Source organism: Prevotella sp. C561, assembly GCF_000224595.1.
GTDB lineage: Bacteria > Bacteroidota > Bacteroidia > Bacteroidales > Bacteroidaceae > Prevotella > Prevotella jejuni.
In genome coordinates, this window is record NZ_JH114143.1 from 17,704 (window position 1) to 35,795 (window position 18,092).

The 18,092-nt window shown below is 43.6% G+C and carries 14 protein-coding genes; 9 read left to right on the plus strand and 5 right to left on the minus strand.

Going from position 1 to position 18,092, the window contains the following annotated elements; translation table 11 throughout:
- Window positions 1–763: 763 nt before the first annotated feature.
- The 9 genes from HMPREF0666_RS05640 to HMPREF0666_RS05680 all read left to right on the plus strand — a co-directional run bounded on the left by HMPREF0666_RS05640 (window position 764) and on the right by HMPREF0666_RS05680 (window position 12,968).
- Window positions 764–1,663, plus strand: coding sequence for a diaminopimelate dehydrogenase (locus tag HMPREF0666_RS05640; RefSeq protein ID WP_009011388.1), 900 nt, complete (start codon window positions 764–766; stop codon window positions 1,661–1,663).
- A gap of 161 nt (window positions 1,664–1,824) precedes the next feature.
- Window positions 1,825–2,232: a hypothetical protein gene (locus tag HMPREF0666_RS05645; RefSeq protein WP_042856083.1), complete on the plus strand. Its 408-nt coding sequence runs from the start codon at window positions 1,825–1,827 to the stop codon at window positions 2,230–2,232.
- Window positions 2,229–3,560 (plus strand): D-alanyl-D-alanine carboxypeptidase/D-alanyl-D-alanine-endopeptidase, encoded by a 1,332-nt coding sequence (gene dacB / locus HMPREF0666_RS05650; protein WP_009011390.1) that lies wholly within the window; start codon window positions 2,229–2,231, stop codon window positions 3,558–3,560. Before HMPREF0666_RS05645 ends, dacB begins: the two co-directional genes overlap by 4 nt.
- Before the next feature lie 85 nt (window positions 3,561–3,645).
- Window positions 3,646–4,851: a mechanosensitive ion channel family protein gene (locus HMPREF0666_RS05655; protein WP_009011391.1), complete on the plus strand. Its 1,206-nt coding sequence runs from the start codon at window positions 3,646–3,648 to the stop codon at window positions 4,849–4,851.
- A 238-nt stretch (window positions 4,852–5,089) separates the two neighbouring features.
- The gene (locus HMPREF0666_RS05660) at window positions 5,090–6,601 is read left to right on the plus strand and encodes an N-6 DNA methylase (protein WP_009011393.1); all 1,512 of its coding nucleotides are present in this window, start codon (window positions 5,090–5,092) and stop codon (window positions 6,599–6,601) included.
- A gap of 117 nt (window positions 6,602–6,718) precedes the next feature.
- Complete coding sequence (locus HMPREF0666_RS16090; protein WP_009011394.1) at window positions 6,719–7,879, plus strand: restriction endonuclease subunit S; 1,161 nt, start codon at window positions 6,719–6,721, stop codon at window positions 7,877–7,879.
- 45 nt (window positions 7,880–7,924) lie between these two features.
- A complete protein-coding gene (locus tag HMPREF0666_RS05670) occupies window positions 7,925–11,257 on the plus strand; it encodes a DEAD/DEAH box helicase family protein (protein ID WP_009011395.1) in 3,333 nt (1,110 codons plus the stop codon).
- Between the two features lie 392 nt (window positions 11,258–11,649).
- The gene (locus HMPREF0666_RS05675; RefSeq protein ID WP_009011396.1) at window positions 11,650–12,294 is read left to right on the plus strand and encodes a hypothetical protein; all 645 of its coding nucleotides are present in this window, start codon (window positions 11,650–11,652) and stop codon (window positions 12,292–12,294) included.
- Window positions 12,295–12,446: 152 nt separating this feature from the next.
- Window positions 12,447–12,968: a hypothetical protein gene (locus HMPREF0666_RS05680; protein WP_009011397.1), complete on the plus strand. Its 522-nt coding sequence runs from the start codon at window positions 12,447–12,449 to the stop codon at window positions 12,966–12,968.
- 37 nt (window positions 12,969–13,005) lie between these two features.
- Here the strand turns inward: HMPREF0666_RS05680 and HMPREF0666_RS05685 are convergent, their stop codons facing one another.
- The 5 genes from HMPREF0666_RS05685 to HMPREF0666_RS05705 form a co-directional block, all read right to left on the minus strand.
- Window positions 13,006–13,572, minus strand: coding sequence for a DUF4276 family protein (locus tag HMPREF0666_RS05685; RefSeq protein ID WP_232214076.1), 567 nt, complete (start codon window positions 13,570–13,572; stop codon window positions 13,006–13,008).
- A gap of 94 nt (window positions 13,573–13,666) precedes the next feature.
- The gene (locus HMPREF0666_RS05690; RefSeq protein WP_009011400.1) at window positions 13,667–14,728 is read right to left on the minus strand and encodes an AAA family ATPase; all 1,062 of its coding nucleotides are present in this window, start codon (window positions 14,726–14,728) and stop codon (window positions 13,667–13,669) included.
- Between the two features lie 443 nt (window positions 14,729–15,171).
- Window positions 15,172–15,555 carry a hypothetical protein gene (locus HMPREF0666_RS05695; protein ID WP_009011401.1) on the minus strand — a complete coding sequence of 128 codons (384 nt, stop codon included), beginning with the start codon at window positions 15,553–15,555 and terminating at the stop codon, window positions 15,172–15,174.
- Window positions 15,556–15,797: 242 nt separating this feature from the next.
- Complete coding sequence (locus HMPREF0666_RS05700; protein WP_009011402.1) at window positions 15,798–17,531, minus strand: acyl-CoA dehydrogenase family protein; 1,734 nt, start codon at window positions 17,529–17,531, stop codon at window positions 15,798–15,800.
- A 92-nt stretch (window positions 17,532–17,623) separates the two neighbouring features.
- The gene (locus HMPREF0666_RS05705) at window positions 17,624–18,019 is read right to left on the minus strand and encodes an endonuclease domain-containing protein (RefSeq protein ID WP_009011403.1); all 396 of its coding nucleotides are present in this window, start codon (window positions 18,017–18,019) and stop codon (window positions 17,624–17,626) included.
- Window positions 18,020–18,092: the final 73 nt, after the last annotated feature.

The following is an 18,092-nucleotide window of genomic DNA, read 5'->3' on the forward strand; positions in this document are numbered from 1 at the left end:
AACAAGGCTCATATCCTTTTGGTTCTTCCGTTAAATGTGTAGATTGTTAATAGAGTGAGATTAATCCACATACTATGGTAAGCTTACCTCCAATAAGATTGTTTTATAAGGGGGGGTAAACTATATGATAAATGTAATTAGGTGTGATGTCTATCTGTCGTCTACAAACAATTTATTCCTATTAGCCTAATTAGGCTATTTAGTCCAATTGGGCTAATTAGGCTAATAACTTATTATTCTGTTATAATTTTTCACATCATAATTTTGAATACATGCTCTTTTGGCTTCTAAAAGACGCCCTTTTGGGTTGCAGAAGATGCTCTTTAAGACCCTTGCTAACGCCCTTTTGAAGTCCAACTAAGCACCTTTTACTTTATACTTAGTAACTAATTGATATCCTGTTGATTGCAAACCTGCTTCATGTGTGTGTTTTTGCCGTTAGTTATAGGTGTTTTCTTTGAAATTATGTAATGATTTTTCAAACCCTTGTCTGCAGATTTTCAAAGTCTTAAAACGAAAAGATTTTCAATGAAAGAGGATGGAAATAGGATAGATAGTTGACTGTCTCAGCTATACTTTTGTTTAATGAGTAACTTTGGCTCTTACGTTAAAGCACTACGAAAAGCGTCCACACATTTAACGGAAGAACCATCCTTTTTACTATATAATATTGTTAAAAATGTGACTAAAACGATACTTTTTACAAATAAAACGTTACTTTTGCAAGACATAAGAGAGCTAAACTTTATAAAAGTAAAGAAAAATGAGAAAGATAAGAGCAGCCGTTGTAGGCTATGGTAACATTGGTGTTTACAGTGTTCAGGCACTTGAAGCAGCAAAGGATTTTGAGATTGCAGGTATCGTTCGCCGTCAGGGCGACAAGGACAAACCATTAGCACTGACCCCATACGAGGTTGTTGATGATATAACTAAGCTGAAGGATGTTGACGTGGCTATCCTTGCTACACCAACACGTAGCTGCCCAGAATATGCTGAGAAGATTTCTGCTTTGGGTATCAATACAGTAGACTCTTTCGATATTCATGGTTCTATCCTCGACTATCGTACCAAGCAGATGAAGAACAACAAGCGCACCAATACCGTTAGTGTTATCTCTGCTGGTTGGGACCCAGGCTCAGACTCTGTCGTACGTGTCTTGTTAGAGAGTCTTGCACCAGAAGGTCTTTCTTATACAAACTTTGGTCCTGGCCGTTCAATGGGACACTCTGTGGTAGCCCGTAGTAAGAAGGGAGTGAAGGATGCACTCTCTATGACGATTCCTCTCGGCGAGGGTATCCATCGTCGTATGGTCTATGTTGAGTTGGAAGAGGGCGCTAACCTTGAGGATGTAACAAAGGATCTTAAGGCTGACGATTACTTTGCTCATGACGAGTTGCACGTCTTTGCCGTACCAAGTGTGGCTGCTTTGAATGATGTTGGTCATGGAGTTCACATGACTCGTAAGGGTGTTAGTGGTCAGACTCACAACCAGCATTTCTCTTTCGATATGTCTATTAATAACCCTGCTCTTACTGCACAGGTGCTTGTTAACGTGGCACGTGCAAGTATGCGCCTTGCTCCTGGATGCTACACAATGCCTGAGATTCCTGTCATTGACATGCTGCCAGGTAGCCGTGAGGATATTATTGCAACTTTGGTTTAAGGCTATTTGGCTTATTAGGTCTATTGGCCCTATTAGGCTAATAACCCCAATTAGGCTAATAACCTTCCCCCCTAATAATGGCAACCACATGTTGGTTGCCATTATCTTTTTATGTAATAGATGGATGTGCAAAGGCTTTTTTTTGTACTTTTGCAGGTAATATGAGAACTTTCCAACATAAAGTAACGGTAAATGACATGGGTGCCATCGTGGTTTTTGGGCTTGGTGCCTTCTTCTGTCTGTGGCATCGTACGAACTGTGTGATGGTCTTATTAGGCTTTCTACTTATCATTGTGACGCTCAGAGCAGTAGACCGTGCCATTCACTCTAAATATGTGTTGACAGATGAGGCTACGCTACTGGTGATGACAGGACGCATAGGACGCACCAAGCGGGTTGTCCTCTCTGATGTGAAGAGGGTTGAGAAGCGTCCGTTTGCCTTTCGTCTGGGCTATTACGCACTGTTAGAGATGACAGATGGTAGTGTTGTCAGCGTACAACCTGATAATGTCGACAGTTTCTTGTCAGCACTGAAAAAACGAATAGAAAAGAAAGATAACAAGGTATGAGATTGAAATACTTATCGGCACTGGTCGTCGGTGTCGTGTTGAGTCTGCCTACACAGGCACAGGTATATTTGGATAGTACGGAGGTTGCTAACGTTCTGCACCCTAAGGCTGTGGTCGTCACACAACCGAAGGTTGCCGCCTTAGATACTGATGATAGTGGCGAGGAAGAGGAAGATACAGACAGTATTATCCCTGCTTTCACCACTGATAGCCATCTTAGTTGGAAGGAGAATATCACAGCCCGACTGGATGGAATACTCCGAAGTGCGCTCTTAGAGACGGTACAGACAAGTGTTATGGTATGGGACTTGACGGACGATGTCCCTGTCTACCAGTTTCGCGAACGTCTCCACTTGCGCCCTGCTTCTACGATGAAGTGTGTTACAGCCATTGCAACTCTCGATAAGCTCGGTGCTGATTACGACTTTAAGACACGTCTCTATTATACTGGTGTGATTGATGACTCTACGCAAGTATTGCGTGGCGACCTCTATTGTGTTGGTGGTATGGACCCAATGCTCTCCTCATCAGACGTGACTGAGATGGCACGTGCCGTACGTGATTTAGGTATCAAGACGATAGAAGGTAGTGTCTATGCCGATCTCTCTTTTAAGGATCGCGACCGTTTGGGTAAGGGTTGGTGTTGGGATGATAAGAATCCTAATCTCTCCCCTTTGTTGGTTGATGGTAAGGACGAATTTACCTATCGCTTCTCTCGTAAGTTAGAAGATATGGGTGTGACGGTGAATGGCTCTACTGGCGAACGTCAGCTACCTGCTAATGCACAGTTGCTAACGACACGTACACATTCTATTCGGCAGGTGCTCCATCGTATGATGAAGGTGAGTGATAACCTCTATGCCGAGTCTGTATTCTATCAATTGGCTGCCAGTGGTGGCACACGATGGGCGAGTGCGAAGTCTGCACGCCAGTATGAGAACGCACTCTTCAGCCGTATCGGACTGAATCCTCGTGATTATAATGTTGCTGATGGTTCTGGCTTATCTCTGTATAACTATGTAAGTGCCGAACTTGAAACAAAACTCTTGCGCTATGCTTATCAGCGTTCAGATATCTATGGTGCCTATCTTGAAGCACAGCCGATAGCTGGCGTAGACGGAACTTTGAAGAGGCGTATGCGTGGTACGGCGGCAGCTGGCAACGTACGTGCGAAGACTGGTACGGTGAAGGGTGTCAGCTCACTTGCGGGTTATCTCACTGCTTCCAACGGTCATCTGCTCTGTTTCTCTATTATTAATAATGGTGGACTCAGCAATGGACCGATGCGTAATTTCCAAAACAAAATCTGTGTGGCGTTGTGCCAATAAGGCTTATTAGCCCAATTTGGCTTATTAGCCTTATTAGCCCAATTAGCCTAATAAGCCCAATAACCCTTTAAAAAGAAAAGAAATTATGATACCAAAGCTTCCTCATCATCTCCTTGAAGATGTCCTTGAAGAGATACGAATCTTCGTCGAGAATATCATTGAGTCAGTCGGTGTACATGGTCATACCGTTCCTGTATTGCGTCATGTCTTATTGACATTAGTAGCAATCTTGTTGGCTTTCATTGCCGAACGAATCTGTAAATACTTATTCGTTCCCCTTGTTCTTCGTCTGGTAAAACGTACGCAAGCTCGATGGGACGATGTAGTCCTTGACCATCAAGTGCTGCGTACAGCCTGCCACATTGTCCCTGCCTTGGTGATATGGCAGTTGATGCCGCTTGTCTTCTATCAGTACCATGTCGTACAGGTGGCTTTGACACGAATAACTGCCGTCTATCTTACCATAGCAACGACGCGACTTGTGACGAAACTTATCGACCGCCTGCGCTATCTCAACACGAAACCCGGTGACTCGACAAGTCTTTATCTTAAGTCTTTCTGTGGTGTATTGAAGATTCTTGCTATCTTTATTGCTGTGATTGTGGTAGTTGGAATCCTTATTAATCGTAGTCCGATGACGTTGTTGGCTGGCTTAGGAGCAACCTCTGCCGTTCTTATGTTAGTCTTTAAGGACACGATTGATGGTCTTGTTGCTGGTGTCCGTCTGACGAGTAACGAGATGATACATATTGGTGACCATATTGCCTTGCCTGGCGGCTTCGTGGATGGAACGGTTATTGATATCACACTCACAACTGTAAAGATTCGTCAATCAGATAATACGATTACCACCGTACCGCCTCTTACATTAGTTAGTGGAATGTTCCAAAACTGGAAAGGATTGGAGGATGTAGAGGGACAAAGGGTCAAGAAGATGATTTATTTTGATGTTCGCAGCATTCGTATTGCTGACGATGGACTCAAACAACAGCTAATTGATAAGGGACTTGCTAAGGCGGACGACCTAAAGGGTGAGGTTGTGACGACTGCTCTCTTCCGTCGTTATATGGAGCATTACCTTGCCAAGCGTGAGGATGTTAATGCGAAGATGCCTCTCCTCGTACGTCAATTGGAGGCAACACAGGCGGGTATACCTATGGAACTTTACTTCTTCCTACGTCAGAAAGATTGGATTCCTTACGAGCATGCCATGGCTGACATCCTCGAACACGTTTATGCCTATGCCAACGAGTTCGGCTTGAAGGTCTATGCACAGAACCCTGTGCAGTAAAAGAGTTGGTAGAGGAATTTCATTTAAACCCTCAACACAATATGTGCGGAGCATCAACACGACATGTGCGGAGGCTCCGCACATATCGTGCGAAGGCTTAGCTCCATTCATAAAGTTGCTTTGTTAAACCCCAAAGAAGTTCAAATCAAAGTGAAAGAATTGGAAAATAATTTGTACATTTGTAGTCGTCTTGCTTGGTAGAGGGCAAGCACAATCTATAATCCGTAAACTGATAACGATGATAACTGGCGAGATAAAAACCAAGATTGACCAGATATGGGACACCTTCCACGTCTCTGGTATCACCAATCCTATTACTGTTTTAGAGCAAATGACCTATATCTTCTTTATGAAGATGCTTGACGACAAGCAGCTACAAGAGGAAGATATGGCACGCGACTTTGATACTGAAGTAAAGAATCCTACCTTCCTTGTTGGGCAGAACTGGTTGAATCCTACTACCGAACAGGAGGTGCCCTACGAGAGTATGCGCTGGTCAGTATTCCGCCATACGGGTCCTGAAAACATGTTCCAGATGGTTCGTCAGAATGTCTTTGAGTTTATCAAGACAATCGGAACAGGTGAGGAGAGTGCCTACAGCAGGTATATGCAGTCGGCTACCTTCCTTATCTCTGATGCTCGTACACTGACGAAGGTGGTCGATGGGGTCGATGCACTCGACATGAACAACCGTGATGCGATGGGCGATGTCTATGAGTATATCCTCGGTAAGATGGCTGCTTCGGGAACGAACGGACAGTTCCGTACGCCTCGCCACATCATCCGTATGATTGTGGATATGATGCAGCCAACGCCTAACGATTTTATCTGCGACCCTGCGATGGGTAGTGCTGGCTTCTTGGTGGAGGCAGTGAAGTATATCAAGGAGCATCACGAGCGGGCACTCTATACGGCTGAATCGGTGAAGCATATCAAGTCTTCGCTTGTCAATGGCTACGATACCGACCCAACGATGCTGCGTATCGGAGCGATGAACCTCCTCTTGCATGACATCACAGCACCCGAGTTGGCACGTCGTGACTCGCTTTCTGAACAGAACAATGACGAGTCTTGCTACACACTCATTCTTGCCAACCCACCCTTTGCGGGCAGTCTTGACAAGGGAAACGTAAACAAGAAGTTACTTGCCTACGCTGACACGAAGAAGACGGAGCTACTCTTTCTTGCCCAGTTTGTGCGTTCGTTAGAGGTGGGCGGTCGTTGTGCGAGCATCGTTCCAGACGGTGTTCTCTTCGGAACGTCCAAGGCACACATCGCTATGCGTAAGGAACTGGTCGACAATCAGCAGTTAGTGGCAGTCGTCTCTATGCCGAGTGGTGTCTTCAAACCCTACGCTGGTGTTAGCACGGCAGTACTTGTCTTCACGAAGACGAACAGTGGCGGAACGGATAAGGTATGGTTCTATGATATGCAGGCAGACGGTTTTTCGCTCGACGACAAGCGTTCGCCAATAGCCGAGAATGACATCCCTGATGTTGTCAACCGCTTTCATCATCTTGCTGATGAGGCAGGTCGCAGTCGTAGAGAACAAAGTTTTATGGTGTCAGTAGACGAGATTCAGGCGAATGATTACGACCTCTCTATCAATAAGTATAAGGAGGTAGAACGTGAGAAAGTAAGCTACGAACCTGTCAGCGACATCCTTTCTCGTCTGAAAGCTAATGAAACAGCTTATCTAAGTGGCTATAACGAACTCACTGAAATGTTGGAGGAGGGAGTGAATGAATAATCAACTAACTTTTACAAGGGTATATGCTTTTGGCTGCGAGAGGGTAGGCAAGGGGATTGCTATACAGTGGTTTGAACGGAATCAAGCTTGTTTCATGCTGCAAAAGGAGGTGTGCGTATGAGAAAGGAATGGGAATTAAAGAAAATAGGAGAATGTTTCTCTTATATTAAGAATGGTGCTAATATAAAACAAACAAAAGGAGCAGGAGGTTATCCAATAACAAGGATTGAAACTCTATCAGGTGGAGTCTTTAATAGAGACAGGTTGGGTTATGCAGATGTTGTTGATCTTGAGCAGTATAAAGATTATATTTTAGAGTCTGGGGATTTACTCGTATCACATATAAACAGTAAGACTTATATAGGTAGAACTGTTGTTTATGAAGGAAAGCAAGGAGAGAATATCATTCATGGAATGAATCTGTTGAGATTAAAACATAATAGGTCTCTCATTAATTCTGCGTTTCTTTGTTATTATACTCAGAGTGTATCTTTTAAATTGGATATTATGCGTATCCGTAAGGATGCTGTAAATCAATCCAGTTTTGCAATTTCAGATTTCAAAAAAATAAGGATACCAGTGCCAGTGTTAGCTACCCAGCTATCCATTGTCTCCGAACTTGATAAGATAAACAAGCTGATACAGATAAAGAAAGAGCAACTTAAAGACTATGACACACTTGCACAAAGCATCTTCTATGAGATGTTTGGAGACCCTGTGGTGAATGAGAAGGGGTGGGAAGTGATATCATTAAGTGAATTATCTATGTATCCTAATGAACGAATTGCTATAAATCAATTAAGCCCAAGTCAATATGTTGGCGTTGAAAACCTTATAAAAGACAGGGGCGGCGTTCGATTCTCAAATAGTTTACCTAAAGCAAATAGTGCTATTGCATATAAAGAAAATGATATATTATTAGGTAATATAAGACCCTACTTAAAGAAGATATGGCTTGCAGATAAGAGTGGAGGTGCAAGTGGTGATGTAGTTATTATACGAATAAGCAATAGGAAAATTACACCAGTCTTCCTATTTAAAGTATTATCTTCGGACTCTTTTTTTGAATATGATAATACCTATACGAAAGGTGCAAAGATGCCACGAGGCGATAGAAAGGTAATTGCAAAGTTCGGAGTTATTCTCCCTCCGCTTCCTCTCCAGCAATCTTTTGCGCATAAGATAGAACAGATAGAGCAGCAGAAAGCAGCTATTCAAAAGACAATTACCGACTTAGAGACCCTTCTTGCTGCACGAATGCAATACTGGTTTGACTAAATAAGCAATCAAAATACTTGAAACATAAAGACAAAGAAAGACGATATGGCTAAAAACTTTGATTATATACTATTGTTAGCAGACAAGATACCGACCTTTAAGCACCTACATAACTACTGCAGGTTGGCTGAGGAGCAACAACCAATCTACCCTGATGCGTCTGCCAATAACGCTCGTAAGGCCCTTGAATGGCTGATGAAGAACATGTTGAAGATGGCTGGTGTTACCGTTGATGCACGTGCGACACTCAACGATATGTTACGCCTTCCAGCGACAGACGCCTTTGTCAATCGTGATTATAAGTTTCGAGAAGATATTTACTTAGTAAAGAAAATAGGCAATGCGGCCAGCCATGACGGAGCAGAACCCGTCAATCGGGTGAAGGCTTTCCGCTGTCTTCGTGCACTCTATAATGTCGTAGCGGGTTTTATGGGGCGTTGGGATGCTGTTAAGGAGATACCTCCTTTCGACGCAACACTCATCTCTTCACCGTCTGCCCCAGTCGCCCTCGTCAAGAGTCCAGAACCGAAGGTGGAGATGGAGGTGGTCAATAGCGTACGGAAAGAGTCGCTCGATGACCCAAAACCAGTGGTGCTACCTCGTGAGAGTCTTGCCAGTGAGGCCGTGACAAGGAGGTATCTCATTGATTATATGCTCATGGAAGCAGGTTGGGAACTCTTAGACGAGAAGGGAAAGGTGCTGGGCGGAAAGGCTTGTATAGAGGTGGAAGTGGACGGGATGCCCACTGCCTCGGGGAAAGGCTATGCCGACTATGTCCTCTTTAGTCGTGGGGGTAAGCCCTTGGCTGTCATCGAAGCGAAGGCCACCAGCCGTGCCATAACAGAAGGACGGCACCAAGCAACACTCTATGCAGACTGCTTAGAGAAGCGATATGGTGTGCGCCCTGTCATCTATTACACCAATGGCTTCACGACAAAGGTCATTGACGGAATGGGTTATCCAGACCGTGACGTGGTCTCCTTCCACTCTATGGACGACCTCGAAAGACTGATACAGAAGCGGGGTAGGGCGGAGATAAAGGACGTGACGATAAAGGAAGAAATCACTGACCGCCCTTATCAGCAGACCGCTATCAAGCGTATTGTGGAGTGGTTTAATGCCAAGCACCGTCGAGGACTACTCGTCTTAGCAACAGGAACAGGTAAGACACGTGTGAGTATCTCGCTCTGCGACATCCTTATGCGCAATGATTGGGTGAAGACAGTGCTATTCCTTGCAGACCGCACAGCCTTAGTCGGTCAGGCACATAAAAACTATGAAGCCTTGCTGCCGAGTGTTTCTATGTCGGTGTTGAGCGAAGAGAAGGCACCTGATATGCAGGCACGCATCCTCTTCTCTACCTATCAAACGATGATAAACTATCTCGACAGAGAAGACAAGGCCTTTAGTGTTGGCCGCTTCGACCTCATCATCATCGACGAAGCCCACCGAAGTGTCTTTGGCCGATATGGTGCTATCTTCAACTATTTCGACTCGTTGCTCATCGGTCTGACAGCCACGCCACGTGACGAGATAGACCGTAACACCTACGACCTCCTACAGTTGGATAACGGTATGCCTAACTACAGTTATGATATTGATGAGGCTGTTAGAGATGGCTATCTCTGTCCTTATAAGACACTTCAGTATCACTCTAAGATAATGGAACGTGGTGCAAAATGGGACGAAATGTCGAAGGAGGACCGTGAAGAAGCCGAAAGATTAATGGACTATGAGAAGTCTTTAGCAGGTTTAGGACCCGACGACGAGTATCATCGTGACATCCTTCCGCAAGAGATTTTCAAGTATCTTTTCAACATAGATACCGTTGACAAGGTATTGATGGAGTTGATGGAAAAGGGACTAAAGGTGAAGAGTGGGGAGGAGATAGGCAAGACTATCATCTTTGCCATGAACCATCCTCATGCAGAACTCATCGTCGAACGTTTCCGTACGCTCTATCCTGAGAAGGAACCCGACTACTGTCAGCTGATTGATAACTATGTCAACAAGGCACATAGTCTTATACTTGACTTCGAACAGATGGATAAGAACCCACAGATAGCGGTCAGTGTTGACATGCTTGACACGGGTGTTGACGTGCCATCGGTGCTGAACCTCGTCTTCTTTAAGTGTGTTCGTTCGAAGATAAAGTTTATGCAGATGATAGGACGTGGTACTCGTCTTTGTCCGAAGGTGTTTGGTGATGCTGACAAGAAAGAGTTCTATATCTTCGATTGGTGTGGCAACTTTGAGTATTTCTCAGTACATAGTGATGGCGCAAACCCTGTCGCTGTGAAGTCGTTGACCGAACGACTCTTTGCGTTGAGGCTCGATATCGCTGCTGCACTACAGTCGGCAGAACATCAAGAGAAGGAAGACGACCGTCGACTACATGACGAGTTGAAGGAAATCCTACATGCACAGGTGAGCCAACTCAGTAGGGCTCGCATTGATGTCAGAGCACATCTGCAGACGATAGAGCCCTATCGTGAGCGGGAGGCGTGGGTTTGTCTGAGTGAATTAGACGTTGCCGAACTGAAGGGAATAGCCCACTTATTGCCGCGTCCGAAGGAGAATGAGGCTGCAAAGAAGTTCGATGTGCTGATGCTCTATCTGCAGTTAGAGCAGTTAGACAGTACGGTGAAGGCTGATAACAGTCGTGCGAGTGTGATTAAGATAGCGCAACTCTTAGAGAAGAAAGCCACGATCCCAGCTGTGAGGGAGCGGATGGAAACGATTAAGGAGGTGCAGACTGCCGCCTTCTGGGACCATTGTACGCTGAATAGTCTTGAACGAGTGAGGAAGGAACTACGTGAGTTGGTGCATGTGTTAGCTGAGAGTAGGGACGAGAGAAGATTTGTTATCAATATCGAAGATGCAATCAGTTCGGATGCTGTGGCTGCTCCTGTCACGCTGAAAGCCACCTATCACGACCGTGTGATAGACTATCTGGCGAAGCATACAGACAATGAAGTGCTAAGGAAGATACAGAACTTTGAGCAGCTGACGACAGCTGATGTCAATGAGTTGCAACGTATCTTCTGGGAAGAATTAGGTACACGCACGGAGTTTGATGAGGCTACGAATGGAAAGAAATATAACCATAATGTGGCTGCGTTTATCCGTGTCATTCAAGGTGTAGACCGCCAGAAAGCGTTAGCCCTCTATACCCGCTTTATCAAAGACGGCAACCTGACAGGTGAGCAAGAACAGTATCTGAAAGAGATACTGAACTATCTCAGCGAGAATGGTGACCTAAAAATGAGTGACTTCATGGAGTACCCATTGAACCGAAACAGGTGGCGGGATGTCTTTGGTGAGTATTTTGTGGGGCTGAAAGACTTTGTGAATGAGTTGCATAACGTCATCAGTTAGGAGGTTCTACCTTCTCTGCATAGGTCGACAAGATGCTTCTCTGTCAGTCAGCAGAGCTGGGTCGTCAGTCCGTTTCTGTCCTCGTACGATAGTGTTCCATCCTGTCATTGCGAATTATTTTCATGAAGAAAAATATTTATTTACGTGAAAAAAAATATTTATTTACGTGAGAAGAAATATTTCTTTTCATGAAAATAATTCGAGAGCAGATGTTTATCAGCTGTTTGCATAGTAAGATTTATGGTCAGAATCACCGCATGTCGCCCACTATTCAACCCCTATCACTCTCATTATCTATCCCTCATCACCCAACATTTAACACCCCTCATCCCTCACCCCAATCCCCTTGTCCAATCAAAAATAGAAACTAATTAAATAAAGAAAAATATAAGATGAAATCATTTATTGTATCTATCATTATTATTTTAGGAGCATACGGCTTTATTTATGGGCTTAATAAACTATTCTATCGTTACTCTTTTTTTCATTCGGCACCCAGTATTAAGACCTTTTCTAAAGGCGGTCTTGTTTGGTACTTCCTATCTATAATAGCATTCTTCGGCATATTCGTGGGTTTAGCCTTTTCTGGTATTGGATTTGATTTACTCTATGAAAGGGGGTTGTTTGTCTATCTACCTGTTTTGATGATAGTTCTGGTGAGCGTGGCGATAGTTGCTATTTTTCGTATAGAGAAAAGTGCTTGGCTCCGTCGTAATCCCCAACATTGCCGATTGTTCTTCCCCTCATGGAATGAAGGTGCTAAGAACATGATGGTGACAATAAGCAAGATTGATGATATTAATTCTGGTCGTGGCGTAAGTTTCTCATGGTTTGATGGTAGCTTCCTGACCGCAGGAAGACACCGAGTGGAGTTCGTATTCTATGAGGAGCGTATTCTTTCAAAGCGCAATATGAGTAACGAACTTTATAAAAAAGAGATGAGTTTTAATTTCCGAGCAGGTGTGGTGTATGTGATAGAACCACTCCCAGAGGAACGTACTTTCCGTATCGTTGAAGATAAAACACGGTTTGTGTAGAGATAGGACGATGGTGGCTGCGGCTAACAGCTTGGGTGTTAAAATAAGATGATGCAGGTTATTTTGCAAGAAAAGAGTTGTATTCTACAAAATAAAACACTATATTTGCAAAGAAACTTTTGTGTTAACTAACCCTATAAATAGATATACGTATGAAATATTGGAAAGCTATTAACTGTCTGACTATATGCTGTCTGTCAGTGCTAATGTTGTCATGTACGACGGAGAACGCAGTTGTTGGGAATGTTGGGATAAGTGATGTGAAGTCGTCAGGCTGCAAAGCCTCAGCCTCTCTGATGGAGTCTCGGCCTGATTACTATAATCAATTTATGGGGCAGCGGTCTGTGTTACGTCTCCTACTCGGTGCGGACAATACTGTCACGGCCCGTTTTGTAGACGTCATGGATAACTGTGCAATCGACCTGTTCCATGTAGGAGCAAGCAGCAGTGAGGGTAAGCTTATTCTCATCCTGTATCCCGATAAGGACATGATGACAAACTGCATCTGTCGTTATGATGTTGATTTCAAGATAAATAATATCCCTTCTGGCAACTACCAGTTGGAGATTCATCACACTACCGCCGATAAACAGATAAACAAAGATAACCAGATTTATAGCGGAACTGTAAACTTAGAGAAAGGGAAGGAACTTATATTGACAATGAGTCGGTAAGGGAATAAGTGTGGAGAGTATGGTTGTGGTGGCTTGGTTATACAAGTGCCTCTACCATACTTTCTATCCAAGTCTTGAATCTGGGACACTTCTCAAGTAACTCAGAGATACCCACCGTATTAATAATATCTATACCATGTAGTACTTTATTGTAACCTGGAATGAGTTTTTTCAACCGAACAGAAGGGGCTGTGTCAGGATAGTTATTAATTTCTTCGGGGTTAGGATACTCCTCGACGACATTCATTAACCCTTTAAAATCTATTTCGTCTCTGTCGAATAAGATGTCTATGCCATTGGCAGAAGCAAAGACTAAGGTCTCAAATTCATGTAGTTGAATGTAAGGGATAAAGTTCTCAAATCTCTGGTTTTGGGTTTCTTCTAAGTCTTCCTTTATTCTTGTTTCGAGTAGGTCAGCCTGCTCTTGATGGGTTTGAGAATTTGAAAGCTCGCCAAAACCGGGGAAGTCTGATGGTAGACGATAAAAGTCTATCATCATAGAAACGACAACATCGCTCTCATATATCGTGTTCAGAATGTCTTTCTTGATGTAAGAATATTTAGACATTCCACCATGTGAGTGTTTTGTCTTAAAGCATTGTATGGTATTGTATAGTCCTTTGGAACAAAAAAAGGGCGAAGTATGTTATTGACGAAACTTTCTTCAGTCTCGCCTTCTGCGATTATTACGAGTCTTTTCATAGTAGGGTCGGTTGTCCATTGATGATACTTTTTGTCCATAATTCTCCTAAGGAGTAATCATTTAACCAATGTTGTAATGTGTCGTTGTTTAGTCTGTTGAAGGTAGATTGCTTATCTTTGCGGTCGACAGTGATAATATCTTCTGCGTCAAAGTTATTGATAAGGTTTACAGATTGCGTGGATACGATAATCTGACAACCTCTGGAAGCAACAGACTTTATCATGCCAGCCAACTTAACAATAGCTGTTGGATGAAGACCAAGTTCTGGTTCGTCAATGATAATGACTTTTGGTAAGGTAGGTTGCAACAACAGGGTAGCCAGTGCAATGAAGCGTATGCTACCATCAGACAAGTCGTTGGCATCGAAATACTTCTCATTGTTTTCGATGTCACTCCACTGTAAGTTGATTTGGCTTTCATCAAGTAGAGATGGTGCTAAAGAGAAATTACCAAAGTAAGGCATGACTGAACGGATAGTCAACTCTATCCTTCTTAGAGTCTTCGGATACTTCTCTTGCAACATGAAGAGAAAGGCTGGGAGGTTACTTCCGTCTGTCTTGAGGTAGCGGTTGTCGTTAATATTAGCACTACTCCTCAATGGTGCACCTTTACTTGTGTCGTGGAAATGGAAGATTTTATAGCTTTGCAGATAGTCTCTAAGCCACCTGTCTCTATAATTTGATGAGTTCTTAATTTGGCTCTCATCTATGTTTGAAACATTGAAGGAGCTTGACTGGTAGTAGCTTCTTTCTTCGGCAATAAACAGACTTCCGTTGTCTCGTGCCTGAAGTCTTACCTCATAGGCATTATCTTCAAATGCTAAATATCCTTTTAGTTCGCTGGTTTGCTTCAAACCATAGTGAAACAACCTCTCAGCACTGTTCTGCATCGTATAGTTATGTAGGCGTTGTTCATAGATGATGTTTATCAGCTTGAAGAAAGAAATGAAATTAGTCTTGCCAACACCATTTGAGCCAATCAAGATATTGATAGGTCTTAGTTCTACATTTGTATGTTGGATAGACTTGTATCCATCTATGATAACTCTGCTCAACATTGTGAAAATCTTATTAAAGGATAATTCCTCTGCAAATATACGATAAATTTATTATCTTCACAACTATTTCTTTCTGATAGCGTATTAAATGTTATTTCTTAGTGAATGGTTAGCTGTGATGTTTGTATAAAGTTGCTTTTAAGGTAGTGAATCAATTATTCTTTAAGGAGAAGGAAATCCTTGAAAAATAATTTTCCTGTCATTTCTGTCATGCAAGTTTGGCTCTTAACTTATTGGATGATAGTGTGGTTGCGTGAAATGTTAAATGTGACAGCAACTAAAAATAAAACTTTTTTCGTAGTATTAGGGGTTATTTCTTGCTTATAAAAGTGGGTTTCGTCACTACCAGTTTTGAGCGAACTGACATCGCATTTGAGGTGGAAAAAATAAGCCACAATGCTACTCACATTATGGCTTGACTTTTAGTCTTAGGATAGGGGCAGTTACTGTATTTGCATGATACCGTCTTTGTTGACACTCGTCACACCTTTTACTTTCTTGAAATCAGCGATAGCTTGATCAATGTCGTGCTTCTCGTCAACCTTAACAGCAACCCCACTGAACTCCTTGTATTTATAGAGTAGGGTGCAGCCCTGCTTCTTGATGGCTTTTAAGAGTGGTTTACTACCCGTCTTCTTGTCGAAGAAGATAATCAGCGTGTGGCTGACCGGAGTCTTATCCCGTTCTCGGTTAGCCTTCTCTAAACCTTCTCCGCCATCGTCACCATTCATTATCTGCTCCTTGATAGGGCATTGTGCAGATGCCTTTGTCGACTGAATGAGCAATAAGCCCATTAGTAACATACTTGCTTGAAAATATCTTTTCATCTTGTTTCTCCTTTTAATGTGCGTGACAAAGGTAGGTATAAATAAGCAGATAACCACCAAGATTTATAATTATTTCAGTTTTTCTTCCCCTCGCTCGGTATATCGGCTTTGTTGTTGCCAATAGCTTTAGTGGGGCGAAGAAGGGCCATGGACGAATATTATCAGCGCTAATTCAGTAACGAAAAAAGCAACCAAGCATAGTGCTCAGTTGCTTTTGTATGGTATTAATCCTAATGAAAGGATTACGCTTCTTCCGTCTCTTCCTCCACAGCCTTGAACTGTTCGAGGTCTTCTGGGTTGAAGGCTTTGATGTAAGCAGCGTGGCCGATAACCTCTTCCTCAGCCATGCGAACAAAGACATGGGCAGACTTCTTGAAGAGGTCTGGTGCCTTAGAAGCATCCTCGATAAGGAGGAGAGAACCGATGATGTCGGCTGTCATGTTGTAAAGACGGCGTGCAAGGAAATCGTGAACATCCTGGTTTTCGCTTGCGTTCACCTTCTCAACAGCCTCTTCGTAGAGTTGAACAAGTTTGGCAACACGGTCGCGCAGGCCCTGCATACAGTCGCAAGCAAGTTCAGCTTCGAGCATTTCCTTCATGATAGAAAGGTAAGTGCCATTGGTGATGTAGCGCACGGCAGCAACAACCTGCAACTGTGTTGTACCCTCATAGATAGAGAAGATACGTGCATCACGGTACAGACGCTGACACTTATACTCCATAATGAAACCTGAACCACCGTGGATAGAGATAGAGTCGTAGGCTGTCTGGTTAGCATACTCAGAGTTAATACCCTTTGACAATGGTGTGAAAGCATCGGCAAGACGGTTGTACTTCTTCATCTCCTGACGCTCCTCAGGGGTGAGCTTCTGGTCACGTGCGATATCTTCCAATGCCTTGTAGATATCAACGTAGCGTGCTGTCTGATACAAGAGAGAACGACCAGCATCGAGTTTCGCCTTCATACGAGAGAGCATATCATAGACAGCAGGGAAGTTGACAATCTTCTTACCGAACTGTGCACGGTCCTTAGCGTAAGCCAATCCCTCGTTGTAAGCCTCCTGCTCAAGACCAACAGACTGTGCTGCAATACCAAGACGAGCACCGTTCATCAATGCCATTACGTACTTGATAAGACCCATGCGGACATTACCACAGAGTTCTGCCTTCGCATTCTTGTAAACAAGCTCGCAGGTAGGAGAACCATGGATACCGAGTTTATGCTCGATATGACGTACGTCAACACCGCCATTACGCTTGTCATAGATGAACATTGAAAGACCACGACCATCACGTGTACCCTCTTCTGAACGTGCAAGAACGAGGTGGATGTCAGAGTCGCCATTGGTAATGAAACGTTTCACACCATTCAGACGCCAGCAGTTCTCCTTCTCATCGAAGGTAGCCTTGAGCATTACACGCTGAAGGTCGGAACCAGCATCAGGCTCGGTGAGGTCCATTGACATCATCTCGCCAGCACAGATACGTGGTATATATTTCTGGCGCTGCTCCTCATTACCAAACTCATAGAGTGTGTCGATACAAGACTGCAAAGACCAGATGTTCTGGAAACCAGCATCGGCAGCAGCAATCAACTCAGACATCATAGAGAATACTACGTTCGGTAAGTTCAGTCCACCATAGCGGCGAGGCATAGAAACACCCCACAATCCAGCCTGACGTGTAGCCTCAATGTTCTCCAAGGTCTTGCTGGCATAGTGCATACGGTTGTCGATGAGGTGTGGACCTTCAAGGTCGACAGCCTCAGAGTTAGGTGCAATGATATTTGCTGTTATGTCACCAGTGATATCCAAGATGCGCTTGTAATTCTCTATAGCATCCTCATAGTTTACCGGTGCGTCAGCGTGTGTAGAAGCATCAGCGTAGTTACGCTCTTTCAGTTCTACGATGCGTTTCATCAATGGGTGCTCCAAGTGAAACGCTATTTCTGGGTGGTCAGTATAATAATTTGCCATGATAAAAAATGTAAGAGTGGCCCCTCCCCCTTGCCCCTCCCCCAAAGGGAGGGGAGTAGAATGTATTGATTCTTACGGTTAGGGGACTCTTTTTATTCGTTGTTTATAAATTCGGTTATTTGTTCTATCACATTGTCTATGTCCGTGTATATTTCTTCGTTAGTGAATCTAAGAACATTAAAGCCCATCTCGTTAAGGTATTCTGTTCTTGTTTCATCGTCTACCTCTTGTAGAGGTTGCTTATGGTAAGCCCCATCTACTTCTATGACTAAGTTCTGTGAAAGACATACAAAGTCTACAATAAAGTCACCTATAGGATGCTGTCTTCTGAAATGACAGTCGCCTCTTGTACCCTTTAATTCCTTCCAAAGAACCTCTTCAGCCAAAGTCATATCCATCCGATTCTCCTTTGCAAAGTCCTTTAGAATATGGTACCTGTCAGGTGAGGCTGTCTTGTAGGTGCACTTCTTTCTATTTTCTTTAGTCATAGGTCGGTAGTTAGTCAATGATTATACACGCTATGCCTCTTGTGATAATAAGTATTTAGCGACAGTAGTCCTC